A 23,373-nucleotide genomic window follows, 5' to 3' on the forward strand; every position below is an offset into this window, starting at 1 on the left:
CTGGACCCCTACCTCTCGGCAGCCAACCCCTCGATCCACGCGGCGGACTCTTCGGCGGTCAACGCCAGCTTCGAGAGGTGCTTGAAGGTAAGGGTAGCGGCCTTGACCCGGTGCTGGTCCTCGATGTGCATCGAGCCACCGGCGTGCTCGACGTAGAGGACCTGAGGGTCTCCGTCGAACGGGAAGTCCAGCAAAGTGAAGGGCCCGTTGTGCCCGTCGTGCAGGCCGGCTGTGTCCAATACGACCTGAATGGTGACGTTCGGTAGCAGGCAGAGCTCGGCGATGTGCCGCAGTTGCCCGCCATCCGCATGACGAAGCGCGGATTCCGCGATGATCGCGTGATAGCTCACCGGGTCGGCGCCGAGAAGGCGTTGCTGCCTCCGGACCCGGACCTCGATCTGGTTGTCGATCCACTTCTTGGACCGTTGCGTCCGAGCACCCGCGAACACCGCGCGCATGTACCCCCTGGTCTGCACCATGCCGGGGAGGTAGCTCGACTGGAACTCCTTGATCGCGGACGCGTCGTGTTCGAGGCTGATGTACCCCTGATCCTCCAGGCGGTACTGCTTCCACCAACCCTTTTCCTTGGCGAGCTCCCACATCTCGACGTAAGGCGCTTCTTCGTCGGCGATGACGCCGTAGATGTCGAGCATGGCCCGCAACGCGTGGATGTCCGGCACCTGACCGTTCTCGATGCGGCTGAGCTTCGGGACGTTGTAGTCGATCCGGTCGGAAGCTTCCCGCTGGCTCAGGCCCGAGCGTTCGCGCAGCAGTTTCAACGCCTCGCCGAGGCGCCTCTGCCGGAACGTGGGTTCAGCCACGGCCCAAACGTTACGGGCAAGATCCGGAAATTGAGATTCTCACTCGCTGGGTGCGGTGAGGAACGTACTGGTCATGGACCACCTCCACCGCATCGAGTACCACCGGCGCCTCCCCGACGGCGCGCTGGTGCTCGAGCACACCGAAGAGGTCGTCGACCACGGTTGGTACATAAAGAAAGGCGATGACTGGCGGCAGCAGTACACGCGGGAGTGCGCGTACGACTTCATGTCGCGGGCCGGAACGAAACCGGGGCTGTACGCGATATCCGTGTGGCGTGGCGGGGAACGGGTTTGCACGGCCGCTCTGCGCTGGCGCCCCCTGAAAGAATGAAGAACTTCCCCCGCCTGAGTTACGGAGCTTGATGTAGAGGGTCCGGACACGAAACGTTCGCGCCCATGAACCTCAGGAAGACCGTCGCGGGGGCCGCTGTCGCCCTCGGCAGCACCGCCGTCATGCTCGGCCTGGGTGGTACCGCACACGCCGCCGACCACGCGGACGTCACCGCCAACACGCAGCCCGACCTCGGTGGTCAGCTGGGCGACGTCGCCCAGGTCGGCAACCTCGCGTCCGTCGACACCGCCGACGCCACCGGCAAGATCCAGGCCATCAACGCGGAAGAGGCCAACCTCGACGCGATCGTCGAGAACGTCGACGCCGGCGCCACCGGTCTCCCGGCCGCGACGCTGCTCGGCCTCAACGAGCCGCAGGGCGACCCGCACGGCTTCGCGCACCTCGACATCTGATCCGACCGGTTCTTCCCTGGCCGGGGCGGCGCCCGATTCCCTCCCCCTCGAATCGGGCGCCGTTCCACTTTCTTCAGGAGCGAAACGCCTTGGGCATCAAGAAGATCGTCGCTTCCGCCGGTATCGCCGCGGGCGCGCTCGCCGCGCTGGCCGGTACCGCGCACGCCGCGCCGCAGCTGCCGGACGTCGACCCGATCGGCAAGATCAGCGAGCTCGGTGACAGCGCCGGGGTGTCCACGCTGCACAACTTCGGTGGCGCCAACGTGGAGATGGTCCACGACGGCTCCAAGGTCGTCGACAGCCGGCCCTAGCGGCCTGCTGCGTACCCCTGCGCGCCGCGTGGATTCGCCCCGGCGCGCAGGAGTCCGTCTGCGGCATCCCGTGCCACGGCGGACATCCGGCCGAGCGTCCACTCACCCGCGTCCACGACCTCGTGGCCGCGTGAGCGCAGTTCCGCCAGCACGTCGGCACCGACGCGCGATTCGATGACCAGTTCCCCCGGGGTCCAGGCCCTCGGGTAGAACGAGCTCGGGAACGCGTTGGAGTGCCACATCGGCGAGTCGATCGCCTCCTGCAGGTTCAGACCCGCCTGGTGCGCGAGCCAGAACCCGAGCTGCCACTGGTCCTGCTGGTCACCGCCGGGCGTGCCGAACGCGAGCGCCGGACGGCCGTCGCGCAGTGCCATCGACGGCGACAGGGTGATCCGCGGCCGCTTGCCGGGGGCCAGCGAGTTCGGCAGGTCCCGGTCCAGCCAGAACATCTGGGCGCGGCTGCCCAGGCAGAAGCCGAGCGACGGGATCGTCGGCGAGGACTGCAACCAGCCGCCGGACGGGGTCGCCGAGACCATGTTGCCCCAGCGGTCCACGACGTCCACGTGCACCGTGTCGCCGCGCGTCACGCCGGAGCGTTCCACCGTCGGCTCCCCGATCGCACCGGTCGGGTCGGAGACCAGGTGGGACGGTCCGCTGGTGATGTGCTTGGGCAGCAACGGGTTGCGGCCGTCGGGCGAGCCGGGCCGGAGTTCGAACGAGGCGGTGTCGCCGATCAGCGCGCGCCGCTGCGAGGCGTACTCGCGGGACAGCAACGTCTCCAGCGGCACGGCCGGGTCGTCGCCGTACCAGGCCTCGCGGTCGGCGAACGCGAGCTTGGCCGCCTCGACGGCGAGGTGCAGCGTCTCCGCGGTCGGCTTGCCGTCCACGTAGGACAGGTCGTAGCCCTCCAGCAGCCGGAGCTGTTGTGCCAGCACGGGTCCCTGCGTCCAGGCACCGGCCTTCACGACCGACCACTCGCCGAAGTCCGCCACGACGGCGTCCTCGTAGGACGCCTCCCAGGACGCCATGTCGGCACCGGTCAGCACACCCGCGTGGTCGCGGCCGGAGTCGTCGCGGAACTCGGAGCGGCAGAACTCGTCGATCTGCGCGGCCACGAACCCCTGCGACCACGCCCGGCGCGCCGCCTCGATCTGCGCCTCGCGGTCGGACCCCGCGGCCTCGGCGGCGGCGAGCAGCCACTCCCAGGTGTCGGCGAGCTTGGGGTTGCGGAACTTCCCGCCGGGCGCGGGCAGGACGCCGTCGGGCATCCACTGCGCGGCCGAGGTGGGCCAGTGGTCGCGGAAGAGGTCCGAGACCATCGAGATCGTGTGCACCGCACGTTCGACGAGGGGAAAGCCCTCGCGGGCGTAGCCGATTGCCCGATCGAGCACGTCGCGCAACGACTTCGTGCCGTGGTCACGCAGAAGGGTGAGCCAGCCGTCCCACGCGCCGGGCACCGTCGCGGACAGCAGACCGCTGCCGGGGACGAGGTCCAGACCGAGGTCGGTGTAGTGCTCGATGGACGCTCCGGCCGGCGCGACGCCCTGTCCGCAGAGCACCTGCGGGGCCGCTCCGGCCGCCGAGAAGAGGATCGGCACCTCGCCGCCGGGGCCGTTGAGGTGCGGTTCCACCACCTGCAACACGAATCCGGCGGTGACCGCGGCGTCGAAGGCGTTGCCGCCGTCCTCCAGGACCGCCATGGCCGACGCGGAGGCCAGCCAGTGGGTCGAAGCGACCATGCCGAAGGTGCCGACGAGTTCGGGGCGCGTGGTGAACACGATCTAAAGGTACGCGAGGCTAACTATCTTGCATGACTCCGAGTGACGCACACCCCACCCCCGAATGGAGCAGTCGCCCGTCCGGCGGATCAAGAACCTCGAACGGCCGCACACCCTGACCTCGTACAACTTTGGTCGTAGCCGAGGGCGACAGATCTCCTACCAGAGGTCTACCGGCGCGGGCGATGTTTCAACCAAGATCAAACTGCACACTTCTAAGCATGGGAATTCTGACCATCGCAACGATCTTCATCGGTCTCGCGTTCGTGGCAGCGGTGCCGCTGGTGGCACTGCTCCACTGGTCCGACCGTTGATGTCGAGGTAACGACCGTTAACCTCCTCGCGAGCACTTCGCTTCGAGGAGGATGAAGGCATGGAGATCTCGGGTACCGCGGCCATCGTCACCGGTGGCGCGTCCGGTCTCGGCGGCGCCACCGCCCGTGCGCTGGCGGCGCGGGGAGCGCAGGTGTTCGCCCTCGACCTGCCGAGCGCCATCGAGCAGGCCGACGCGATCGAGAACGTCACCTACCTGGCCGCCGACGTGACCTCGGGCGAAGAGGTCCAGGCCGCCGTCGACACCGCCGCCGGCTCCGGTTCCCCGCTGCGCATCACGGTCAACTGCGCGGGCATCGGCCCGTCGTCGCGCACCGTCGGCAAGACCGGCCCGCACGACCTCGACCTCTACCGCAAGATCATCGAGGTCAACCTCATCGGCACGTTCAACGTGCTGCGCCTGGCCGCCGCGGCGATGGGCAAGACCGAGGAGCTCGAGCACGGCGCCCGCGGCGTCATCATCAACACCGCGTCCATCGCCGCGTTCGACGGCCAGATCGGCCAGGTCGCCTACGCCTCCTCCAAGGGCGGCGTCGTCGGCATGACCCTCCCGGCCGCCCGCGACCTGTCGAACGTGGGCATCCGCGTGCTGACGATCGCGCCCGGCATCGTCGACACCCCGATGCTCGCCACGGTCTCCGACGAGTTCCGCGCGGGCCTCGCCGCCGGCGTGCCGTTCCCGAAGCGCCTCGCGCAGCCGTCGGAGTACGCGCAGCTCGCGCTCTCGATCATCGAGCACGACTACCTGAACGCGGAGGTCATCCGCATGGACGGCGCCCTCCGCATGGCCCCCCGCTAGCACCCTCCGCTGAGGGCACGCGGGGGCCTCGCGTGTCCTCAGCGCGAACGAAAGGTCCCCGCGTGCACTTTGAAAGCGGGGAGCGGTCCGGTTGTACGGGGGTCAGAGGTCTCCCGCGTACGGCAGGCGGGACATGGCGTCCGAGGTCATCCACTCGCGCAGGCGGTGGGTGGCCAGGACGTCGTCCTCGTTGTACTCCAGCAGCCGCTGCCGCTGGGCCACGTCGAGCTCGTCACCCTCGTTCAGCCCCACCGCGGCCCGGTACCAGCGCATCGAGTTCTCGCCACCGGCCTCGGGGTCGCGCCACGAGAACCCGGCGACCGGCGCGATGACCTTCAGGCCCTTGCCGTGCGCGCACAGGAACTGCTCGCGGACGATGCCGAACAGGTCGACCCAGGAGTCCGACTCGATGAACTCCTTGATCTGCGCGACCGTCGGGATGCCGGGCTTGCCCGCGAACCGTTCCGCCGACGCCAGCAGCCAGCGGTTCTCGGCCAGCTCGTTGTAGCAGTAGGCGCGGAACGAGAGGCCGCGTGCCTTGGCGCGCAAGCGGATGCCGGTCAGCCAGGTCCAGAACTCGGCGAACGAACGGGCCTCGTCGTCGCACGGCAGCGCGTCCCACGTGACGAACGCGCGGTAGCCCTGCGGTTCGTCGATGTCCTTGCCGGACAACAGACAGCCCCACATGTACGCGCCGAGGTCGCCGAAGCTCTCCATGTCGACGTCGACCTCGACGTCCGCGCGCGGCACGTTCATCTCGGGCACGCGGCGCACCAGCGTGAGGTCGCGCAGCCACGCGCGCGCCAGCACCACGGCGTCGCCGAACGGCATGCCGACGAGCTGGATCGGCCCCTCGGCGGCGGGGTCGAGCTCAGCCAGCTTGTCCACAGTGGACAGACCGATCTTCCGCAACGCCACCGCGTCCTCGCCGCGCACGACGAGGCTGACGTCGCGGCCCTGCTTGAGGTCGTTGTCGCAGGTGGGCCACCACGGGCAGGTCTTGCAGTCGACGATCCGCGACGGCCGCGCCAGCGGTTCCTTCTGGTTCGCCGCCGCCAGTGCCACGGACAGCCGGTCGCTGAACCGCGCGTCGTACTCGGCCAGCGCGTTGCGGCCGCCCGGCCAGGTCGGCGCCTCCAGGTCGTGCCACAGCACCACGTCGGCGTCCATGCCGATCACGCCGCCGGTGGCCCTGCCGTTGCGCGCGTACCCGGCGGCCTGCAGCTGCCGTTGCGCGTGGGCGAGCCTGAGCTGGTCGCGGGGCTGGGGCCGGACCTTGCGGTGCGGGTCCGTGCGGCTGCCGTCGGGCAACGGGATGCTGAGCGGCGAGGTCTTCGCGCCCTGACCGGGGTCGGTGATCTTGTGCCGCACCACCAGCACCGGCACGTAACCCGTGGAGTCCTTGACCAGCAGGTCGATCCCGCCACGCCGGCCACCGCGGGCGTCCCGGGGCAGCGCGGCACCCCAGATGTACGGCGTGCCCATCTCCATCGCCGCGAGCGTCACCCGTTCGCGGTCGGCCGTGCGCACGTCCGGCCCGTTCGGCACCTCGAAGAGGTTGGAGCCGACAATTCTGCCGAGCGCGTCCGCCACCGCACGACGGTGGTTCGTCGCGTCCGCTTTCCGTTGCTCCGAAGCCGGATCCGGCGCCGCCTTGGGAGCGTCGCGCATCTCCGGATCGTTTTCGAGGTGCACCCGCCGCCGACAACGAGTGACCACGCCGGCGTCTAGCTGCACCTGGGAAGTCACAGGATGCAGGGTATGTCGCGCGTCCACCTGATGTGTCAGCAACCTGGGCAGTAAGTTTCACGTGACGGAGGAGGAGTACCCGAATGGCGCGCAAAGCGAAGTCCGGCTTCACGCCCGGCCGAGCGAAGAACCTGGTCGGCATCGCGAAGGTGGTGGGGCCTGCTCTCATTCCGGTGCTCGCCCCGGCGATCGTGCGCGGAGCTGGGGTTTTGAGCGAGCAGTACGACCGCTATCGCGCCCGTAGGCTCGGCATCGACGTCGCCGACATCGGCAAGTACTCCGGCTACGGCGCTCGCCTGCACGCGCGAATTGTCGGCTTTTCGGAGTCGTTGGAGACATTGCGGACCGCAGATTCCGATTGGGTTTCGAAGACCGAGTCGCGGCTGGCTCAGTTGCTCGCGGCGGTTCGCGCTTCCGAACGCATGCCGACGGCCCGGCGCAAAGCAGCGCACCGGGCCGTCGGGACTGATCTGGACGTGCTGGAGCAGGAACTGCTCAGGCGTTTGAACGTTCGCTGACGTTCGGCACCTTGCCGGTCACCTCCGCAACGGCCTTCACCGCCGCCTCCTCGACCACCTGACCGGGGTCGAGGTGCGCGGTGACCTCCTCCATCACCTCGGCGACGCGTTCCTCGCGCCGGATCATGGGGTCGGAGCGCAGGTCCTTCGCGAGCGAGACGCAGAGACCGACCATCACGACCATGAACGGCAACGCGACGATGATGGTGAGGTTCTGCAGGCCCGTCAGCGCGTTCGACCCGCCGACCAGCAACATCACCGCGGCGACGGCACCGGTGAGCACACCCCAGAAGATCACCACCGGCTTCTGGGGCGCGATGGTCCCCTCCTGCGAGAGCGTTCCCATCACGATCGACGCCGCGTCCGCGCCGGACACGAAGAAGATCGCCACGAGGATCATGACGATCACCCCGGCGACGGCGGCGAGCGGGAACTGGTCGAGCAGCGTGAAGAGTTGCGACTCCGGCGTCGACTGGCCGGCGATGTCCACGCCCGACCGCTGCTCGAAGATCGCGGTGCCGCCGAGGATCGCGAACCACACCAGCGAGACCGCGGACGGCACCAGGATGACGCCGGCGACGAACTGCTTGATCGTGCGGCCGCGCGAGATGCGCGCGATGAACATGCCGACGAACGGCGTCCACGAGATCCACCACGCCCAGTAGAAGATCGTCCACCCGGACAGCCACGTCTCGGTCGCGTCACCACCGGAGGCGGCGGTGCGACCGGCCATCGTGGCGAGTTCGCGGAAGTAGTCGCCGAGCGCGGTGGGCAGCAGGTTCAGGATGAAGATCGTCGGGCCGACCACGAACAGGAACAGCGCGAGCACCACGGCCAGCACCATGTTGATGTTCGACAGCCACTGGATGCCCTTGGCGACACCCGAGACGGCGGAGGCGACGAACGCGACGGTCAGGATCGCGATGATCGCGACCAGCGCACCCTTGCCGACCTCACCGCCCCAGCCGGCCGCCTCCAGCCCGCTCCCGATCTGCAGGGCGCCGAGACCGAGGGAGGCGGCCGAGCCGAACAGGGTCGCGAAGATCGCCATCACGTCGATGGCGCGACCCCAGCCGGAGGCGGCGCGCTTGCCGAGCAGCGGCGCGAACGCCGAGCTGATCAGTGACGAGCGGCCGCGGCGGAAGCTCGAGTAGGCGATCGCGATGCCGACGATGGCGTAGATGGCCCACGGGTGGAGCGTCCAGTGGAAGAGCGTGGTGGCCATCGCCGTTTCCAGCGGGTCGCCGTCGGTGCCGGGCGGCGGCTTCACGAAGTGGGTCAGCGGCTCGTTGACGCCGTAGAACATGAGGCCGATGCCCATTCCGGCGCTGAACATCATCGCGACCCAGGACACGGTCTTGAACTCGGGTTTTTCGTCGTCCCGACCCAGCGGGATCTTCCCGTAGCGGCTGAACGCGAGCCAGAGCGCGAACACCACGAAGCCAGTGGCGGAGAGCACAAAAGCCCAGCCCAGATGCTGGATGATCCAGCCGAGCGCGGCCTTCGAGGCCGACGCCAACGAGTCTGTACCGACGATCCCCCAGGTCACGAACGCAAGCGTGAGACCTGCGGCAACGCCGAAAACAACCCGGTCGGTACGTCCCGGCTTGTCGCATTGAACGGTCATGCGGGCGTGAATACCCGCTCGTAGACCTGGTCAAACTCCTCCGATTACCCTCAAGTCCCGTGAGCACCTGGTCGAGTGAGTTGCGCACCCTGCGTGGTGCCGCACTTGCGCTGACCTCTGCCGCGCTGACGATCGCCGCCCACGGCCTGGGCGGCGGCGAGCTGTCGGAGTTCATCCACGCGCTGCCGCTGGTGGTGCTGATCGCGTTCGCCGCGTCGTCACTCGCCGACAAGCGCTCCGGGAAGCTCTCGGTCATCGCCGGGCTCGGCACGGCCCAGCTCGCCCAGCACCTGCTGCTCACCTGGGTCAACCACGAGCACACGAACACGCTGACGTGGCAGATGGTCGTGGCGCACCTCGTCGCCGCGACGCTGACCGGCATCCTGCTGTTCCACGCGGAGAACGCCCTGTTCAGGCTGTTCGCCACACTCCGCCGCCTGATCCCCCGCAGGCTCGCGCCGCTGCCGGTCACCGTGCCGGCGCGGACGTTCACCGGCAAGCCGTACGTCCGGAGCGCTCACCACCTGGACCTCGTGCGGGCGAATCGGCGGCGCGGTCCACCCATCGGCTCCTGATCATCCGTATCCCCTTGCAAGCCCCCTTTGGCATCAGGAGCCACAACTTCATGTCGACAAATCGCTTTGGCGTGCGCACGCTCGCCGTCCTCGCCGTTGCCGGACTCGCCGTGCTCGGCACTCCGACCATCGCCTCGGCGCACGTCAGCGCCCAGCCCGCCGAGTTCACCCAGGGCGGCCGCGCCACGTTCGCGTTCCGCGTCCCGAACGAGCGGGACAACGCCGGCACCACCAAGATCGAGGTGACGCTGCCGCAGGACACGCCGCTCACGTCGGTGCGCACCAAGCCGCTCGCCGGCTGGAAGGCCGAGGTCGTCAAGGGCAAGCTCGACAAGCCCGTGACAATCGCCGGCAAGGAGGTCACGGAGGCCTTCAAGACCATCACCTGGACCGCGGAGCCCGGTGTGAAGATCAACGTCAACGAGTACCAGGAGTTCTTCGTCGCCATCGGCACGCTGCCGGAGGGCAAGGACAAGCTGGAGCTCCCGACGAAGCAGACCTACGAGAACGGCGAGGTCGTCGACTGGGCGCAGGCCACCGGCGCGGACGGCAAGGAGCCGGAGCACCCGGCGCCCGCGCTGAAGCTCGCCCCCAAGGCCGCCGGTGACGACGGCCACGGCGGTCACGGCACGACCCCGGCCGCCACCAGCACGGACACGCACGAGGCGTCCGCTGCGGGCACCGACAACACCGCCCGCTACCTCGGCGGTGCCGGTCTCGCCATCGGCGCGCTCGGCCTGGGCTTCGGCGTCGGCGCCATCCTGCGTTCGCGGCGCAAGGCATGAAGCGCGCTCTGATCGCGTTCCTGTTCGCCGGTGCGGCCGTGCTCGCCACGGCCGCCCCCGCGGCGGCGCACAACGCCCTCATCGGCAGCGACCCGAAGGACAAGACCTCGCTGGAGGTCGGTCCGACGACCGTCACGCTGACGTTCGACCAGGACGTCCAGGGTGGGCAGGGCATCAACGAGATCACGGTGACCGACGCCGCCGGCGGCCACTACGAGGTCGACGGCGATCCGGCGATCAAGGACACCGCGGTCACGCAGAAGGTCAACGCCCTCGGCAAGGCCGGTGAGTACAAGATCGGCTACCGCATCCTGTCGGCGGACGGCCACCCCGTGTCGGGTGAGCTGACGTTCACGCTGACCAAGGACGGCACCGGCACGGCGACCGCGCCGGTGAGCTCCGAGGCGCCGAGCGACTCCGGCGGTGGCCTGCCCATCTGGGTGTGGATCGTCGGCGCGGTCGTGCTGCTGGGCGGGGGCGTGTTCTTCGCCCTGCGCGGTGGCGGGGACGCGAAGGCATGAGCGACGTCCGGACCGCCGCCCCCACCCACTACCGGGTCCTCGCCGGACTGCTGTTCGGCGCGCTCGGTGGCATCGCGCTCGGCCTCGTGCTGGCACCACCCGTCGTGGTCGCCGGGGTCACCGATGCCGGGGCGGTGGTCCGGTTCGGGCTCCCCGTCACGCGAGTCCTGCTCGACGTCTCGGCGACGATCGTCGTCGGGCTCTCGATCCTGCCGAAGCTGCTCGGCTTCGACCGGCCCACGCACACCGAGCCGGTCATGCGGCTGGCACGCCCGGCCGCGGTCGTCGCCGCCGCCGTCTGGGTGGCCACGGCGCTCACGGCGATCGTGTTGCAGGCCGCCGAGCTGCGGCCGGGCAGCAACGTCAGCATCGGCAACGCGATCGACTACATCGGATCAGTGGGCGCCGGCAAGGGCCTGCTGTTCAGCGCGGCCTGCGCGTTCGTCTACCTGATCGTCGGCGTGATGGCCGTGCGCAGCGGCGAGTCCGTGCCCGCTGAGCTGCGGATCCTCGTCTCGATGTTCGGCCTGCTGCCGATCCCGGTGACCGGGCACGCCTCCAACTGGAAGTACCACGACTACTCGATGGTCTCCATGGAGCTGCACGTGCTGGGCGCGGCCGCGTGGACCGGCGGGCTCGGCGCGTTGATGGCGCTGGTGGCCTACCGCAAGGGACTGCTGGCGATCGCGCTGCCGCGGTTCTCGAAGATCGCGACCGTCAGCCTGGTCGTCGTCGCGGTGACGGGCCTGTTCAACGGCTTGCTGGAGCTGGTCCTCAACCCGGTCGTGCCGTTCCCTCAGTCGCTCTTCACCACCGGCTACGGCCTGCTGTTCCTCGGCAAGTTCGTGTGCGCGGGCCTCATCGCGCTGCTGGGCGCGCACATCCGGTGGCGGTTGCTGCCGAAGATCGCCCAGCACAAGGTCACCGCGATCGTCGGGTGGGCGGTCCTCGAGGTGACGATCATGGGTATCGCGTTCGGGCTCGCCGTCGTGCTGAGCCGCGCACCCGTCAGCTGAACCCCGTCGCCACCCTGACCAGGTCCGCGACGGCGCGTGACCTGCTGTGCGGTGGCCACGCGATCACCGTCGTCACCTTCGGCGCGTCCGCCACCGGCACGGCGACCAGGCCCTCCGGCAGACCGACCCGGACCACCTCGGGCATGACCGCGGCGGCACGGCCGAGCGTGATCATCTGGAACAGCTGCGTCAGGTTGTGCACCTCCACGCCGGGGCCGGGCAGGTAGCTGCCGTCGGGCTCGGGCCAGCGGGCGAGGTCCGGCAGGTCGGCCATCCGCACCTGCGTCTCCCCCGCCAGCGGGTGCGAGGCCGGCAGGATCGCGTACTGGCTCTCGGCGTGCAACGGCTCGACGTCGAGGCCGGCCGTCGAGTCGAACGGCTCGTGCAGGATCGCGACGTCGGCCCGGCCGTCGAGCAGCGGCTGCCAGGTGTGCGCCTCGCAGAGCAGCAGGTCGACGGCGACCGCGCCGGGCTCGGCGGCGTAGGCGTCGAGCAGCTTCGCCAGCAGTTCACCCGAGCCCCCTGCCTTGGCGGCGAGCACCAGCGACGGCCGGTCGACCGTCCGGGTCCGCCGCTCCGCAGCGGTGACGGCGCCGAGGATCGTCCTGGCCTCGGTCAGCAGCACCGCTCCCGCCTCGGTGAGCGACACCTTGCGGCTGGTGCGGGTCAGCAACGCGACGCCGAGCCGGTGTTCGAGCTGGGCGATCGTCCGCGACAACGGCGGCTGGGCGATGCCGAGCCGGTCGGCGGCACGGCCGAAGTGCAGTTCCTCGGCGACCGCGACGAAGTACCGAAGCTCCCGGGTCTCCACGCGACCACGGTATCGATACCCGCGAGGTATCGCCGCCAGACCGAAGCGGTGTTGGTTCCGCCGCGCTGTCCGAGCACGATCAAATGCATGAGCGAGCAGACGATTGCGCTGGTCACGGGCGCGAACAAGGGCATCGGGTACGAGATCGCGGCAGGGCTCGGCATGACCGTCGGGGTCGGCGCGAGGGACGCGGGGCGTGGAGAGGAGGCCACCGCGAAGCTGCGGGCGACGGGTGTGGACGCGTTCTTCGTGCCGCTGGACGTGACCGACGACGAGAGCGTCGCGGCTGCGGCGAAGCTGGTCGAGAAGCGGTTCGGCCGCCTCGACGTGCTGGTGAACAACGCCGCGATCGCCGGAGGCTGGCCGGACGCGCCGTCGACGGCCACGCCGGAGGGCATCAGGGCGGTGATGGAGACCAACGTGATCGGCGTCGTCCGGGTCACCAACGCCATGTTGCCGCTGCTCAACCGGTCGTCGAGGCCACGGATCGTGAACCTGTCGAGCCACGTCGCGTCACTGACCTTGCAGAGCACGCAGGACCTGGGCGGGGTCAGCGGGACCTACTCGCCGTCGAAGACGTTCCTGAACGCCATCACCGTCCAGTACGCCAAGGAACTGGAGAACATCAAGGTCAACGGCGCGTGCCCCGGTTACGTGGCGACCGACCTCAACGGCTTCCAGGGGAGGGACACCCCCGCGGAAGGGGCCAGGATCGCGATCGAGTTGGCCACCCTGCCCGACGACGGCCCTACCGGCGGTCTGTTCGACCACGCCGGAGCCGTGCCGTGGTGAGTGCCACCGGGATGTTCAACGTGAAACATCCACGGAACCGGCCGAACTCGGTGAGTGGTCCGATCGGCGCGACGAACTGCGCACGAACGGACTAATCGGTGATCAGTCGAGCCGAAGATTCTTCGCGCATGCGGGCCAGGCGGTTCATCGTCCGCTGACCGCGACGGTCCAGCTCACGGCTGTCGATCCAGCCGTTGGCGTAGTAGCGGTAGTCCTGGGCCAACGCCACGAGCTCGGCGAGGTAGTCGGCGGATCGTCGCCGGCGCTCCTCGTCAAAACCCGCCAGCAGCGGTAGCTGGGTGTCCACCACCTCGTCGAGCAACTGCGCGGATCGCAGCGCTCTCCTGGAACGCCACCTCCGAGTAAGGCTCACGCGCCGCACCTCGTCCTTCGCCCCGACCTGCCGCACCTTAGGCGTGGATTTCTCGCCCGTCGATGCTGCATTCGTGGGAGAAGGCTCTGGCGTTACCGGTTCGTGTCCCACACCATCCAATCGTGGTGCTATAGGACCCAAACGAGTTCGCAGGTCAGGCGGCCGACTCGGTGCCCGTGAAGCGTGCGACGCGGTCCGCGAGCTCGCGGGCCTCGGGGTTGTTGCGGCGCTTGTCGGCTTCCTGGCGAAGCGGCTCCATGCGCTGCTTGGTGCGCACGGACTTCAGGCTTTCCGACAGGTCAACGGCCTGGCGACCGATCTTGGCGCCGTGGTCGACGTCGCCTTCGAGCAGGTGGTTGATCGCCATGGACGTCAGGTTGAACGAACGGCTGCGGGCCATGTCGTCGCCGAAGCTGTTGATCGCCTTGGAGAGTGCGGGGATCGCGGTCCTCGTGTACTTGACGTCCACCGTCTGCGCCAGCTCCGTGTGCACCGTGCCGATCATCGACGAGAGGTCGATCTCGTTGAAGAACTTGGCCCAGGCGGGGGCTTCGACGACGTTCGCGCGGGAGAACTCGTCCCGCGCGCGGCCGAGCAGCTTGAGCGCCTGCTCGTCGGACCCCATCTTCGCGTAGGCCCAGGCCTCGTTCGCGCAGAGGATGCCCACCGCGAGCTCGGAACCGGAGTTCTGCGCGGCCAGTTGGCCGAGCTGGAACACCTTGAGCGCGTCGTCGGGGGCGTTCTGGTGCAAGTACACGCGGCCCATGCGGTACAGGATGTTCGCCATCAGCGCCTCGTTCTCGCCCTGCTTGGCGAGGTCGAGCGCCTGCCCGAAGTGGTTGCGGGCGGAGTCCATCAGGCCGGTGTCGAACGACGTCCAGCCGGCGAGGTTGTGCAGGTCCGCCAGTGCGACGAAGAGTCGCTGGCGCACGATGTCCGTCGAGCTCGCCCCGAGCATCTGCTGTCCCCAGGACAGCTGCGCGACCACCGCGTCGCGGCAGGAACCGCCGCCGTACTGGTAGTCCAGCGCACGCAACGCGCGAGTGGCCGCTTCGACCTGGCGCACATCGGTCATGCCGATGCGTCCCGGAGCCGGAGTCTGTGTGGGGTGTGAAACCCACGACCCGGAGTCCGCTCCGAACACGGCCGCGCCGACTGTCACGGCGGCGGCGTGCGCGAGGAACTTCCGACGCTTCACCGACTCGTCCTCCTCAGGATGGGGTGAGTCCGCGGTTGCGGCCACCCGTACTGCCGTTGTCTCGTCATAGGCGAGACCCATGTATCCACGTGGGACACCCAGGCCGACGGCGATCCTGGTCAGGACGTCATATGCCATCACCTGGCGTCCCTTGAGGATCTCCGAGACCTCGGACTGCGACTGCCCAGTGAGCGCCGCGATCTGGCGCTGGGACACGCCGTGCCTTCGGAGCAGCCGGTAGACCGAGCTGATCTCTCGTCGGGCCAGTGCGTCCCGCATCTCCTGGTTGTCCCACACCTCGGCGGGGATAGGAGAGCCCTGGGAACTCATGGTGTTCATCGCGCACCCTCACAGTCCGTTGGGCGTCATCGGCAGACTAGGGGCAGGTCCCCGAGCCCGAGAAGTCCTCTTCGGCGGAGCTGATCGGCCCTACCGAACACCGCTTACCGCTCACCGTAAGACTTCCACCGGTGGGCGCTGTGACGTCCCGTTCCGACATGAATCATCGCAATCTAGATTCCGGTAAGCGAGTGAGCACGGAGAGGAATGACCAATCAGATGGACAGCTCCTCCTCGTACTCCACCTCCATTGTGGAGACGGGTGACACCGACTCCACATGGCGCGGCACGACCGGGCAGCGTCGGACGTGGCAGATCAGCTGCGGCGACGTGGTCGACCGGGACCGCCAGCTCACCGTGAAGGTCGTCCAGGGCCAAGTGGTCCTGGTGGGACCTCCCGGGGAGACGGCAGTCTTGTCCCACGACCAGCTCGTACAGCTCAGGGCTGCGCTACGCGAAGCCGCCGACCAGGCGGAAAGGTGACGGTGACGTTTCGATGGACGCGATCCTCGGACAGGTTCTTCGCAACGCTGTGTGGGAACGCCTCGACCTGCTCACGGAGCTGGCGAGCCGCGCTGACGCCCCGTCCCTCCTGTCGGTGGCTCGATCCGAGCTCCCTCGGCTGACCGAGGGATGGCGTGCTCTGCTGGCAGCGCACGAGCCGGACGAGAAGGGCAACTGCCCTGAGTGCTCCGGCCGCTGGCGCCAGCAGAAGTCACCTTGCTCGGTGTGGCGCGCCGCGTACGAACACCTGGTTGCGGGCGGACTCGCCCCGCGCCCGGCTCGCCACCTGCGCGAGGCCCCGGTGACTCCTCCTGTCACCCGGTCCCGCCGCGCGGTGGCTCGAGCCCACTAACGGGCGTTTGCGACTGACCTGGCGTCCCCCCGACACGACCAGGTCTGCAAACCGCCTACTGACCGGTGGTCCGCGATGTGCGAACCCCCGACCGCGACATCGCGGGCCCCGGTCAGCTTCACAACTCCACAGATTCCCGCGGGCCGGTGACGTGCACACACCCTTCCCCGACCGTTGTCGGCCCGCGGTCACCAACCACGGCCCTTGTCTGCACCTCCCGCGCAGGCAAGGGCCCCATTTTTTTGAACGCTGCCACGTTCTTCAGCGGTGGGTGCCGGTCTTCCAGGCCAGGTACGAGGTCAGGCCGGGGAACAGCCGGCCGGAGATCTCGAACGCCTTGAGCTGCCACGGGAACAGGTGCTCGGCACGTTCCTTCTCCACGGCGTCGACGATCGCCTTCGCGCACTGCTCCGGGGTGACCGTGGGAATCGCCAGCCGGGCGATCGCGGGGATCCGTTCCTCCGCACCGGGGTTGTTGACGAAGTACTCGCTGCTCACCTTGCCGGGGATGACCTCGCTGACGCCGACGCCGGTGCCGCGCAGGTCCTGCCGCAGTGACGCGGTCAAGCCGCGCAACGCCCACCGCGCCGACTGGTAGCCCACGCAGCCGGGGATCGGCAGCCGGGACACCGGCGAGTTCACGTTGACGATCCAGCCCGCACCCCTCGCCCGCATGGCGCCCAGGTACTCCCTGGTCAGGAGCAGAGCCGCCAGGTACGGGACGGCGGTCATCGACAGCAGCTCGTCCGGCTCGGTGTCGTCGAGGAACAGCCAGCGGCCCACGCCCGCGTTGTTGACCAGCACGTCAGGGGCCGGAACGGCCTCGGCGAGCGCGCGGATCTGCGCGCCGTCCGCAAGATCGGCCTGATGAGCGGTCGCCGAGCCGCCGAACTCGGTGATCCGCTTGACCTGTTGATCGAGCAGTTCGGCGCTCCGGGCCACAAGGTGGACGTGCGCGCCGCGACCGGCGAACCGGAACGCCGCCTCTGCCCCGATGCCCTGGGACGCGCCCGTGACCAGAACCGTCTTGCCCGAGACCTGCATCAGACCACCGATCGCACTCGACTCATCAACACCGCCGCCAGCGCCGTCGCCGCCGCCGAGACCGCGAACAGTCCGCGGTACCCGCCCAGGTTGGCCAAGATCAATGCGGTGAGCAAGGGTGCGATGACCTGGGGCAGAGCATTGGCCACGTTCAGCACACCCAGGTCCTTGGCGCGGTCCGACGCCGCCGGCAGCACCTGGGTGAGCAGCGCGATCGCGACGGCCCAGTACGTGCCGAAGCCGACGCCGAGCAGCGGCGCGGCGACCAGTGCGGCCTCCCACGTGGGGAAGGCGACCAGCAGGAGCGCCGCGATGGCCATGACGACCGACGCGAGGTAGACGTACGGCTTCCGGTGGCCGGAACGATCACTCCGTGCGCCGAACAGCACCGCTCCTGCGGCGAGCGCCACCCCGTAGAGCGCCATGAGCACCAGCAGACCGTCTTCCGGGGACGGGTGGTGGACGACGTCGCCGAGGAAGTACAGGAGGTAGAGGGTGCCGAACGCGTTGCCGAGGTTGATCATCAGGTGGCCGAGCCACGCCCAGGCGAAGTCGGGGTGCTCGCGCGGGGAGATCCAGAACGTCGGCTTCACCGGCTTGGCGATGAGTTGCATGTCGGGTGTGCGCCACACGAACAAGGCAGCGCCCACCACCACGATGAACGCGCACGCCAGGTAGCCGTTCGTCAGGCCGCTGACCAGCAACGTCACCACGACCGCGCCCAGCACCGTGCCGAGCATCTGGCTGATGCCGATGAGCCCGCCGACCTGTGCTCGTTGCGCGACGGGCACGCGGTCCGGCACCGCCGAGGTCAGCGCGGCGAGCATGCCGCCGATCCCCGCCTGCACCAGGCACCAGCCCACGGTCATGACGAACACCGACGGCGCGTTGGCCAGCACGGCCAGACCGGCGGCACCGAGAGCAGCGCCGGCCAACGTCCACGGATGACGACGACCGAACCGTGAGGTCGTGCGGTCGCTCAGGAACCCGATGAGCGGTACGACCAGCAACGACACCAGCGCGCCGACACCGGTGACGATGCCGAAGACGAACTCCTTGTTCGCCTTGTCGAGCAGCTCGGCCTGCTGCGGCAACAGCACCTGGATCGGCGCGTAGACCGCGAGCCACAGTCCGAGGTTCGCCGCGAAGAGCCAGGCCATCCAGCCCCTGCGAACCGGGACCACCGGTTCGGCGAGCGCCTCACTCACCTCTGATCACCCCGCGGTACCAGTGGAACGAGTCGCGCGGCGTGCGGGCCTGCGTCTCGAAGTCGACCTCGACCAGGCCGAACCGCTGCGAGTACCCGGCCTCCCACTCGAAGTTGTCGATCAGCGACCACACGAAGTACCCGGAGACGTCCGCCGCCTGCGCCGCCTTGAGGTGCCCGTCGAGGTAGGCGACCCGGTCGGTGTCGTGGAGACCGGCCGGGAAGCTGCAGCCGCTCTCGGTGACGTGCACCGGCGGCAGGTCCGGGTGGCGTTCGCGCAGGGCCTTGATCATCTCGGTCAGCCCGGACGGCACGATCGGCCAGCCGAAACCGGTCCGTTCGTACTCGTCGATCTCCGCCAGTTCGAACGGCAGGGGGTTGCCCTCGGACGGCGCCTTCAGCCGCGTCGGGTTGTAGTAGTTCACGCCGTAGAAGTCGAGCGGTTGGTTGATCGTGCGCAGATCTCCGTCCTGAACGGGCAGAAGATCGGCGACTGCGTCCGGATATCGGCCCGACAGCACCGGATCCGCGTACAACCAGTTGTGGATTTCGCTGTAAGCCTCGGCAGCTGCCACGTCGTCGGGCCCCGCGGGCCACGCCGGCGTGTGGTTGTTCGCCGTGCCAACCGCTTGCGCGCCCGCCGAACGGAGCACTTCGACCGCACGGCCGTGCGCGAGGTTGAGGTGGTGGGCGGTCGGCAACGCGTCGAAGAGCAACGTCTTGCCGGGGGCGTGCTCACCGATCGCATAGCCCTGCAACGTCACCATCGCGGGTTCGTTGATCGGGATCCACAGCTTCACCCGGTCGGCCAGCCGGTCCGCGACCAGTGCCGCGTAGTCGGCGAACCGGTCGGCGATGTCCCGGTTGAGCCAACCGCCCTCGTCTTCCAGCGCCGCGGGGGTGTCCCAGTGGTACAACGTCACCACTGGGGCGACACCGACGTCGACGAGCGCGTCGACCAGGCGGTCGTAGAAGTCGAGTCCCTCGGCGTTGACAGGTCCTTTGCCGGTCGGCTGGATGCGCGGCCACGCGATCGAGAACCGATACGCGTTGACGCCGAGCTGCGTCATGAGCGCAACGTCCTCACGCCACCGGTGGTAGTGGTCGCACGCAACGGAAGCGTTCTGGTTCTCGTGTACCGGAGAGAAGTCGTCCCACACGGAGGGACCCCGACCGCCGGCATCGAACGCGCCCTCGATCTGGAACGCGGACGTCGACACTCCCCACAGGAAGTCGCTCATCGATCCTCCAAATGTGAAACTTGTTCGGATCGTAGGCGTGTTGACAGGTTCAGGGAAGTGAAAGAGCCGTACAACGGGCAAGATGGAAGTACCCGAACTACTGGGAGTCGCCGTGACGAGCACCACCCCGCTTCGCCGCCAGCCCGTCCAGCAGCGCAGCGCCAAAAGAGTCGAGCGGATGCTCGAAGCCTGCGCCACCCTGATCGACGAGGTGGGCTACGACGGCGTCACCACGACGCTGATCGCGGAGAGAGCGGGCGTCGCAGTCGGTTCGCTCTACCAGTTCTTCCCCGACAAGCGCGCCGTCGTGCAGGCGTTGACCCTGCGCAACGTCGACAAGTTCTCCCAGGGCATCACCGAACGTCTCGAGCAGGCGACCCTCGAGCACTGGTGGGACGCCGTGGACACGGTGTTCGACGTCTACGTGACGATGCACCGCGAGATCCCCGCGTTCGGGAAGCTGCACTTCGGTGACGTCGTGGACATGCGGCTGCTGGACGACCGCCGTGACAACAACGCCGTCATCTCCGACAAGATCTCGGAGCTGATCTCCGGCAAGTTCAGCATCCCGTTCGGCGAGGTCGGCCTGCCGATCGCGATCGCCGTCGAGGCCGCGGACGCCGTGCTGAAGATGGCGTTCCGCAACAACCCGAACGGCGATCAGGCGATCCTCGTCGAGGCGAAGGCGCTGGTCAGGGGTTACCTGTCGTCGCGCCTGCCCGCCTAGACCTAACCGAAGTTCCTGCGCTCGCCGCGGTAGGTGGGCACGGTGCGCTCGATGCCGTCGCCGCGCACCAGGTGCACCTCGTCGAACCGCTCGAACAGCTCGCCCGCCTTGGCGTGCCGCATCCAGACCCGGTCCCCGATCTTCAACAGCTCCGCGGCCTTGCCGGTGACCGGCGTCTGCACCTCGCCGGCACCTTCGAGGCCGAGCGTCTTCAGCCCCTCCGGCAGGTACGGCGACGGCTGGCGGTCGGGGGTGGAGGTGCCGGACGCGATGTAGCCACCGGCGAACAGGGTCGCGACCCGCTTGGTCGGCTTGCGCACCACCGACAACGCGAAGAGCGCCGACGGTTCCGGCTTGAAGGCCTGGTAGCCGTCGAACAGCGTCGGCCCGAAGAGCCCGCTGCCCGCGGCGAGTTCCGTGACGGACGGGTCGGTGCCGGTCAGCTCCAGGCTGCCGGTGCCACCGCCGTTCACGAACTCGAGGTCCGCGACCTGCCTGACAGCGTTGACGACGGCCGTGCGCCGCTTGATCAGCTCGGGTCCGGACTTCGACTGGATGAACCGGATGCCGAGCGCCCGCAGCGGCCGACCGGGCGGGTTGTCGCCGAGACCGGCGATCTGCCCCTCGTACGCCATGATCCCGACGAGCTTGAACCCGCTGCGCCGCACGATCTTCGCGGCCACGGCCCCCGCCTGCTGCGCGGTGAAGACCGGCGAGCGGCGGACTCCGATGTGGACACCGGGCAGCGGCCGCCACGACACGTCGAGCTCCAGGCAGACCCGGATGTCGGCGTGCGGGCCGATCGCCGCGTCGACGAAGTCGAGCGACTCCACCGAGTCGACCATGATCGTGACGCGCTGCCGAGCCGTCTCGTTGGCCGCGAGCTTCTGCAGGCTGGCGCGGTCCGCCGTCGGGTAGGCGACCAGCAGGTCCTCGCTGACGTTCTGCTCCGACAACCACAACGCCTCGGCCAGCGAGTAGCACATGACCCCGGCGAAACCGGGCCGTTCGAGCACCCGGCTCACCAGGTCACGCACGCGGATCGACTTGCTCGCCACCCGGATCGGATGACCGGCAGCGCGACGGGCGAGGTCCGCCGCGTTGTGGTCGAAGGCGTCCAGGTCGACGATCGCGAACGGAGGATCCAGGTCCTTCGTCGCGGCATCGAGGCGAGTTCTGCTGCGCATGCTCTGACGGTACGTCCTCAACCCTTGAAACGTGAAGAGCTTTCACTTACGTTACTCGCAGGTCACACTCTCTCGTGGAGGTTCGCGTGTGGACGAACTGGGCTAAAACGGCGTCGTGCTCAGCGCGGATCGTCCACCCGTCCAGCACCGACGAGATCGCCGAAGCGGTCCTGTCGGGTTCCCGCGTCCGCGCGCGAGGCAGCGGTCACTCGTTCAACGACATCGCCGTCGCCTCCGACGTCGCCCTGGACCTGGACCGCTGGACCGGCATCGTCCGCGCGGACACCGAAACCGGCCTCGTGACCGTACGCTCCGGCACTCCCCTGTGGGCGTTCAACGCCGACCTGCACCGCCTCGGCCTCGCGATGCCGAACCTGGGCGACATCGACGCCCAGACCGTGGCCGGCGCCGTCTCCACCTCGACCCACGGCACCGGCGCCAAACTGGGCGTCCTCGCCACCGCGATCCACTCGCTGGAACTGGTCCTGGCCGACGGCTCGGTGGTCTCCTGTTCACGCACCGAGCGACCGGAACTGTTCAACGCCGCCCGCGTGGGCCTGGGGGCGTTGGGCGTCATCAGCACCCTGACCCTGCAGTGCGTGCCGTCGTTCGTCCTGCAGGCGTCCGAGTCCCCCGGCCGCCTCGACGCCGTGCTGGACCAGTTCGACGACCTCTGCGCCGTCGAGGACCACGTCGAGTTCCACTGGTTCACGCACTCCGACCGCGTGATCCTCAAGCGCAACAACAGGATCACCACCCCGGCCCGCCCGCTGTCGAAGCTCCGCCAGGCCTGGGAGTACGAGGTGATGGAGAACGCCGCGTTCGGCGCCGTCACCAAGGTCGCCAAGACCTTCCCCCGCTACACCCAGCGCCTCAACGAACTCTGCGGCGCCCTCATCTCCGAGCGGTCCTATTCGGACTACTCGCACAACGTCTTCGTGACCCCGCGCCGAGTGCGCTTCGTCGAGACCGAGTTCTCGATCCCCCGCGAGACCCTGACCGACGTCCTGCGCGAACTCCGTGCCGTGGCCCGGAAACTGGACGCGCGCGACCACCTGATCGTCCCGTGCGAGGTGCGCGTCGCCCAAGCCGACGACATCTGGCTGTCCACGGCGAACGGCCGCGACACCGCGTACATCTCGATGCACCAGGCACTCGGCATGCAGTACAAGGCGTTCTTCGACGCGTACGCGAGCATCGCGGCCTCGGTGGGCGGCCGCCCGCACTGGGGCAAGATGCACGACCTCACCGCAGACGACCTCCGCCCGCTGTACCCGCACTTCGACGACTTCCTGCGGGTGCGCGACGAGGTCGATCCGGGCAGGACGTTCACGAACGCCTACCTGGACCGGGTGCTCGGCAGTTAGAAGGCGCGGACCGCCTCGGCGATCGGCGTCTCGCCGTTCACCAGCTCGATCGTCTTGCCGATCGTGTTGCGAGCCTCCGGCAACTCCGCCAGCACGGCAGCGACATCGGCACGAGTGACCGGCGACCGAGGCAACCGCGGCGCGCCCAAAGTGACCAGCCCAGTCCCCGGATCGTTCACCAGCGGACCGGGCCGCAGGATCGTCCAATCCAGATCCCGCGACTTCAAGTCCTCCTCAGCCAGCTTCTTGGCCTTGAGGTACACCGCGAACTCAGGATCCACCTCGGGCGAGTCGGCAGCCTCGATCCCGACCGTCGACACCTGGACGAACCGCCGCACCCCGGCCTCCACGCAGGCAGAGGCGAAGAGCGCAGCGGCTCCGTAGTCCACGGTGTCCTTCCGGGCGGCACCGGATCCAGCGCCTGCACCAGCGGCGAACACGGCCGCATCAGCACCGTTCAAATACTCGGCGACCGAGTCCAGCGAAGCGGACTCCAGGTCGCACAGAACCGGAACGGCTCCGGCTTCTTGCACGTCAGCGAAGTGATCGGGGTTTCGGACCAGTGCGGTGGCGGCGTGTCCACGGGTGGCCAGCTGCTGCTCGAGAAGCAGCGCGATCTGCCCGTGTCCACCGGCTATGACTACTCGCATGGAC

Annotated in this window: 26 protein-coding genes; 14 read left to right on the forward strand and 12 right to left on the reverse strand. The window is 68.7% G+C overall.

What is annotated here, in order from left to right; translation table 11 throughout:
* Positions 1 to 8: 8 nt before the first annotated feature.
* Positions 9 to 821 carry a helix-turn-helix domain-containing protein gene (locus tag QSK25_RS09155; protein WP_285636342.1) on the reverse strand — a complete coding sequence of 271 codons (813 nt, stop codon included), beginning with the start codon at positions 819 to 821 and terminating at the stop codon, positions 9 to 11.
* Positions 822 to 876: 55 nt separating this feature from the next.
* Between QSK25_RS09155 and QSK25_RS09160 the strand changes: the two genes are divergently transcribed.
* The 3 genes from QSK25_RS09160 to QSK25_RS09170 all read left to right on the forward strand — a co-directional run bounded on the left by QSK25_RS09160 (position 877) and on the right by QSK25_RS09170 (position 1,876).
* Positions 877 to 1,152: a hypothetical protein gene (locus QSK25_RS09160; protein ID WP_285636345.1), complete on the forward strand. Its 276-nt coding sequence runs from the start codon at positions 877 to 879 to the stop codon at positions 1,150 to 1,152.
* Positions 1,153 to 1,217: 65 nt separating this feature from the next.
* Positions 1,218 to 1,565, forward strand: coding sequence for a hypothetical protein (locus QSK25_RS09165; protein WP_285636348.1), 348 nt, complete (start codon positions 1,218 to 1,220; stop codon positions 1,563 to 1,565).
* Between the two features lie 89 nt (positions 1,566 to 1,654).
* Positions 1,655 to 1,876, forward strand: coding sequence for a hypothetical protein (locus QSK25_RS09170; RefSeq protein ID WP_285636352.1), 222 nt, complete (start codon positions 1,655 to 1,657; stop codon positions 1,874 to 1,876).
* On the opposite strand, the gene QSK25_RS09175 is transcribed toward QSK25_RS09170, so the two are convergent.
* Positions 1,873 to 3,654 carry a gamma-glutamyltransferase family protein gene (locus QSK25_RS09175; RefSeq protein ID WP_285636355.1) on the reverse strand — a complete coding sequence of 594 codons (1,782 nt, stop codon included), beginning with the start codon at positions 3,652 to 3,654 and terminating at the stop codon, positions 1,873 to 1,875. The genes QSK25_RS09170 and QSK25_RS09175 overlap by 4 nt on opposite strands.
* 373 nt (positions 3,655 to 4,027) lie before the next feature.
* On the opposite strand from QSK25_RS09175, the gene QSK25_RS09180 reads away from it, so the two are divergent.
* Positions 4,028 to 4,786, forward strand: coding sequence for an SDR family NAD(P)-dependent oxidoreductase (locus QSK25_RS09180; protein WP_285636358.1), 759 nt, complete (start codon positions 4,028 to 4,030; stop codon positions 4,784 to 4,786).
* 102 nt (positions 4,787 to 4,888) lie between these two features.
* Here QSK25_RS09180 and QSK25_RS09185 read toward each other — a convergent pair whose 3' ends face one another.
* Complete coding sequence (locus QSK25_RS09185) at positions 4,889 to 6,535, reverse strand: TM0106 family RecB-like putative nuclease (protein WP_285636361.1); 1,647 nt, start codon at positions 6,533 to 6,535, stop codon at positions 4,889 to 4,891.
* 83 nt (positions 6,536 to 6,618) lie between these two features.
* On the opposite strand from QSK25_RS09185, the gene QSK25_RS09190 reads away from it, so the two are divergent.
* Positions 6,619 to 7,053: a DUF6474 family protein gene (locus tag QSK25_RS09190; protein ID WP_285636364.1), complete on the forward strand. Its 435-nt coding sequence runs from the start codon at positions 6,619 to 6,621 to the stop codon at positions 7,051 to 7,053.
* On the opposite strand, the gene QSK25_RS09195 is transcribed toward QSK25_RS09190, so the two are convergent.
* Positions 7,031 to 8,680: a BCCT family transporter gene (locus QSK25_RS09195; protein ID WP_285636367.1), complete on the reverse strand. Its 1,650-nt coding sequence runs from the start codon at positions 8,678 to 8,680 to the stop codon at positions 7,031 to 7,033. The two genes, QSK25_RS09190 and QSK25_RS09195, sit on opposite strands and share 23 nt — an antisense overlap.
* Before the next feature lie 59 nt (positions 8,681 to 8,739).
* On the opposite strand from QSK25_RS09195, the gene QSK25_RS09200 reads away from it, so the two are divergent.
* The 4 genes from QSK25_RS09200 to QSK25_RS09215 are packed head-to-tail and all read left to right on the forward strand — an operon-like array spanning position 8,740 to position 11,577.
* Positions 8,740 to 9,255, forward strand: coding sequence for a hypothetical protein (locus QSK25_RS09200; protein WP_285636370.1), 516 nt, complete (start codon positions 8,740 to 8,742; stop codon positions 9,253 to 9,255).
* A gap of 50 nt (positions 9,256 to 9,305) precedes the next feature.
* Positions 9,306 to 10,040: a YcnI family copper-binding membrane protein gene (locus QSK25_RS09205; RefSeq protein WP_285636373.1), complete on the forward strand. Its 735-nt coding sequence runs from the start codon at positions 9,306 to 9,308 to the stop codon at positions 10,038 to 10,040.
* A complete protein-coding gene (locus QSK25_RS09210) occupies positions 10,037 to 10,561 on the forward strand; it encodes a copper resistance CopC family protein (RefSeq protein ID WP_285636376.1) in 525 nt (174 codons plus the stop codon). The genes QSK25_RS09205 and QSK25_RS09210 overlap by 4 nt, the downstream gene beginning before the upstream one ends.
* The gene (locus QSK25_RS09215) at positions 10,558 to 11,577 is read left to right on the forward strand and encodes a CopD family protein (RefSeq protein WP_285636379.1); all 1,020 of its coding nucleotides are present in this window, start codon (positions 10,558 to 10,560) and stop codon (positions 11,575 to 11,577) included. Before QSK25_RS09210 ends, QSK25_RS09215 begins: the two co-directional genes overlap by 4 nt.
* On the opposite strand, the gene QSK25_RS09220 is transcribed toward QSK25_RS09215, so the two are convergent.
* On the reverse strand, positions 11,570 to 12,388 hold the full coding sequence (locus QSK25_RS09220; protein WP_285636382.1) for a LysR family transcriptional regulator: 819 nt from the start codon (positions 12,386 to 12,388) through the stop codon (positions 11,570 to 11,572). The two genes, QSK25_RS09215 and QSK25_RS09220, sit on opposite strands and share 8 nt — an antisense overlap.
* An 87-nt stretch (positions 12,389 to 12,475) precedes the next feature.
* Between QSK25_RS09220 and QSK25_RS09225 the strand changes: the two genes are divergently transcribed.
* Complete coding sequence (locus QSK25_RS09225) at positions 12,476 to 13,180, forward strand: SDR family oxidoreductase (RefSeq protein ID WP_285636385.1); 705 nt, start codon at positions 12,476 to 12,478, stop codon at positions 13,178 to 13,180.
* Between the two features lie 91 nt (positions 13,181 to 13,271).
* Here QSK25_RS09225 and QSK25_RS09230 read toward each other — a convergent pair whose 3' ends face one another.
* Positions 13,272 to 13,553 carry a hypothetical protein gene (locus QSK25_RS09230; protein ID WP_093596166.1) on the reverse strand — a complete coding sequence of 94 codons (282 nt, stop codon included), beginning with the start codon at positions 13,551 to 13,553 and terminating at the stop codon, positions 13,272 to 13,274.
* Between the two features lie 154 nt (positions 13,554 to 13,707).
* Positions 13,708 to 15,090, reverse strand: coding sequence for a helix-turn-helix transcriptional regulator (locus tag QSK25_RS09235; protein WP_285636392.1), 1,383 nt, complete (start codon positions 15,088 to 15,090; stop codon positions 13,708 to 13,710).
* Positions 15,091 to 15,309: 219 nt separating this feature from the next.
* Here QSK25_RS09235 and QSK25_RS09240 point away from each other — a divergent pair, with 219 nt between their 5' ends.
* A complete protein-coding gene (locus QSK25_RS09240) occupies positions 15,310 to 15,573 on the forward strand; it encodes a hypothetical protein (protein WP_352235719.1) in 264 nt (87 codons plus the stop codon).
* Between the two features lie 13 nt (positions 15,574 to 15,586).
* Positions 15,587 to 15,946 carry a hypothetical protein gene (locus tag QSK25_RS09245; RefSeq protein WP_030480258.1) on the forward strand — a complete coding sequence of 120 codons (360 nt, stop codon included), beginning with the start codon at positions 15,587 to 15,589 and terminating at the stop codon, positions 15,944 to 15,946.
* Positions 15,947 to 16,207: 261 nt separating this feature from the next.
* Here QSK25_RS09245 and QSK25_RS09250 read toward each other — a convergent pair whose 3' ends face one another.
* The 3 genes from QSK25_RS09250 to QSK25_RS09260 are packed head-to-tail and all read right to left on the reverse strand — an operon-like array spanning position 16,208 to position 19,438.
* The gene (locus QSK25_RS09250; protein ID WP_285636414.1) at positions 16,208 to 16,990 is read right to left on the reverse strand and encodes an SDR family NAD(P)-dependent oxidoreductase; all 783 of its coding nucleotides are present in this window, start codon (positions 16,988 to 16,990) and stop codon (positions 16,208 to 16,210) included.
* A complete protein-coding gene (locus QSK25_RS09255; RefSeq protein ID WP_285637574.1) occupies positions 16,990 to 18,150 on the reverse strand; it encodes an MFS transporter in 1,161 nt (386 codons plus the stop codon). The genes QSK25_RS09250 and QSK25_RS09255 overlap by 1 nt, the downstream gene beginning before the upstream one ends.
* A gap of 40 nt (positions 18,151 to 18,190) precedes the next feature.
* Positions 18,191 to 19,438 (reverse strand): GH1 family beta-glucosidase, encoded by a 1,248-nt coding sequence (locus QSK25_RS09260; RefSeq protein WP_285636417.1) that lies wholly within the window; start codon positions 19,436 to 19,438, stop codon positions 18,191 to 18,193.
* Between the two features lie 82 nt (positions 19,439 to 19,520).
* Here QSK25_RS09260 and QSK25_RS09265 point away from each other — a divergent pair, with 82 nt between their 5' ends.
* On the forward strand, positions 19,521 to 20,165 hold the full coding sequence (locus tag QSK25_RS09265) for a TetR/AcrR family transcriptional regulator (protein ID WP_502881817.1): 645 nt from the start codon (positions 19,521 to 19,523) through the stop codon (positions 20,163 to 20,165).
* A 2-nt stretch (positions 20,166 to 20,167) separates the two neighbouring features.
* Here QSK25_RS09265 and QSK25_RS09270 read toward each other — a convergent pair whose 3' ends face one another.
* Positions 20,168 to 21,352 (reverse strand): amino acid deaminase/aldolase, encoded by a 1,185-nt coding sequence (locus QSK25_RS09270; protein ID WP_285636423.1) that lies wholly within the window; start codon positions 21,350 to 21,352, stop codon positions 20,168 to 20,170.
* 86 nt (positions 21,353 to 21,438) lie between these two features.
* Here QSK25_RS09270 and QSK25_RS09275 point away from each other — a divergent pair, with 86 nt between their 5' ends.
* Positions 21,439 to 22,719: a D-arabinono-1,4-lactone oxidase gene (locus QSK25_RS09275; protein ID WP_285636427.1), complete on the forward strand. Its 1,281-nt coding sequence runs from the start codon at positions 21,439 to 21,441 to the stop codon at positions 22,717 to 22,719.
* Here QSK25_RS09275 and QSK25_RS09280 read toward each other — a convergent pair.
* Positions 22,716 to 23,369 carry an NAD(P)H-binding protein gene (locus tag QSK25_RS09280; protein ID WP_285636430.1) on the reverse strand — a complete coding sequence of 218 codons (654 nt, stop codon included), beginning with the start codon at positions 23,367 to 23,369 and terminating at the stop codon, positions 22,716 to 22,718. The two genes, QSK25_RS09275 and QSK25_RS09280, sit on opposite strands and share 4 nt — an antisense overlap.
* Between the last annotated feature and the right edge of the window lie 4 nt (positions 23,370 to 23,373).

Source organism: Lentzea sp. NBRC 102530, assembly GCF_030269365.1.
GTDB lineage: Bacteria > Actinomycetota > Actinomycetes > Mycobacteriales > Pseudonocardiaceae > Lentzea.

Bases quoted from the DNA above. Each gene is read 5' to 3' on its own strand.
- QSK25_RS09165 (WP_285636348.1), top strand. From the start codon at position 1,218: ATGAACCTCAGGAAGACCGTCGCGGGGGCCGCTGTCGCCCTCGGCAGC.
- QSK25_RS09180 (WP_285636358.1), top strand. From the start codon at position 4,028: ATGGAGATCTCGGGTACCGCGGCCATCGTCACCGGTGGCGCGTCCGGT.
- QSK25_RS09190 (WP_285636364.1), top strand. From the start codon at position 6,619: ATGGCGCGCAAAGCGAAGTCCGGCTTCACGCCCGGCCGAGCGAAGAAC.
- QSK25_RS09195 (WP_285636367.1), bottom strand. From the start codon at position 8,680: ATGACCGTTCAATGCGACAAGCCGGGACGTACCGACCGGGTTGTTTTC.
- QSK25_RS09205 (WP_285636373.1), top strand. From the start codon at position 9,306: ATGTCGACAAATCGCTTTGGCGTGCGCACGCTCGCCGTCCTCGCCGTT.
- QSK25_RS09210 (WP_285636376.1), top strand. From the start codon at position 10,037: ATGAAGCGCGCTCTGATCGCGTTCCTGTTCGCCGGTGCGGCCGTGCTC.
- QSK25_RS09215 (WP_285636379.1), top strand. From the start codon at position 10,558: ATGAGCGACGTCCGGACCGCCGCCCCCACCCACTACCGGGTCCTCGCC.
- QSK25_RS09225 (WP_285636385.1), top strand. From the start codon at position 12,476: ATGAGCGAGCAGACGATTGCGCTGGTCACGGGCGCGAACAAGGGCATC.
- QSK25_RS09235 (WP_285636392.1), bottom strand. From the start codon at position 15,090: ATGAACACCATGAGTTCCCAGGGCTCTCCTATCCCCGCCGAGGTGTGG.
- QSK25_RS09240 (WP_352235719.1), top strand. From the start codon at position 15,310: ATGGACAGCTCCTCCTCGTACTCCACCTCCATTGTGGAGACGGGTGAC.
- QSK25_RS09245 (WP_030480258.1), top strand. From the start codon at position 15,587: ATGGACGCGATCCTCGGACAGGTTCTTCGCAACGCTGTGTGGGAACGC.
- QSK25_RS09250 (WP_285636414.1), bottom strand. From the start codon at position 16,990: ATGCAGGTCTCGGGCAAGACGGTTCTGGTCACGGGCGCGTCCCAGGGC.
- QSK25_RS09255 (WP_285637574.1), bottom strand. From the start codon at position 18,150: ATGGCCTGGCTCTTCGCGGCGAACCTCGGACTGTGGCTCGCGGTCTAC.
- QSK25_RS09260 (WP_285636417.1), bottom strand. From the start codon at position 19,438: ATGAGCGACTTCCTGTGGGGAGTGTCGACGTCCGCGTTCCAGATCGAG.
- QSK25_RS09265 (WP_502881817.1), top strand. From the start codon at position 19,521: ATGGAAGTACCCGAACTACTGGGAGTCGCCGTGACGAGCACCACCCCG.
- QSK25_RS09270 (WP_285636423.1), bottom strand. From the start codon at position 21,352: ATGCGCAGCAGAACTCGCCTCGATGCCGCGACGAAGGACCTGGATCCT.
- QSK25_RS09280 (WP_285636430.1), bottom strand. From the start codon at position 23,369: ATGCGAGTAGTCATAGCCGGTGGACACGGGCAGATCGCGCTGCTTCTC.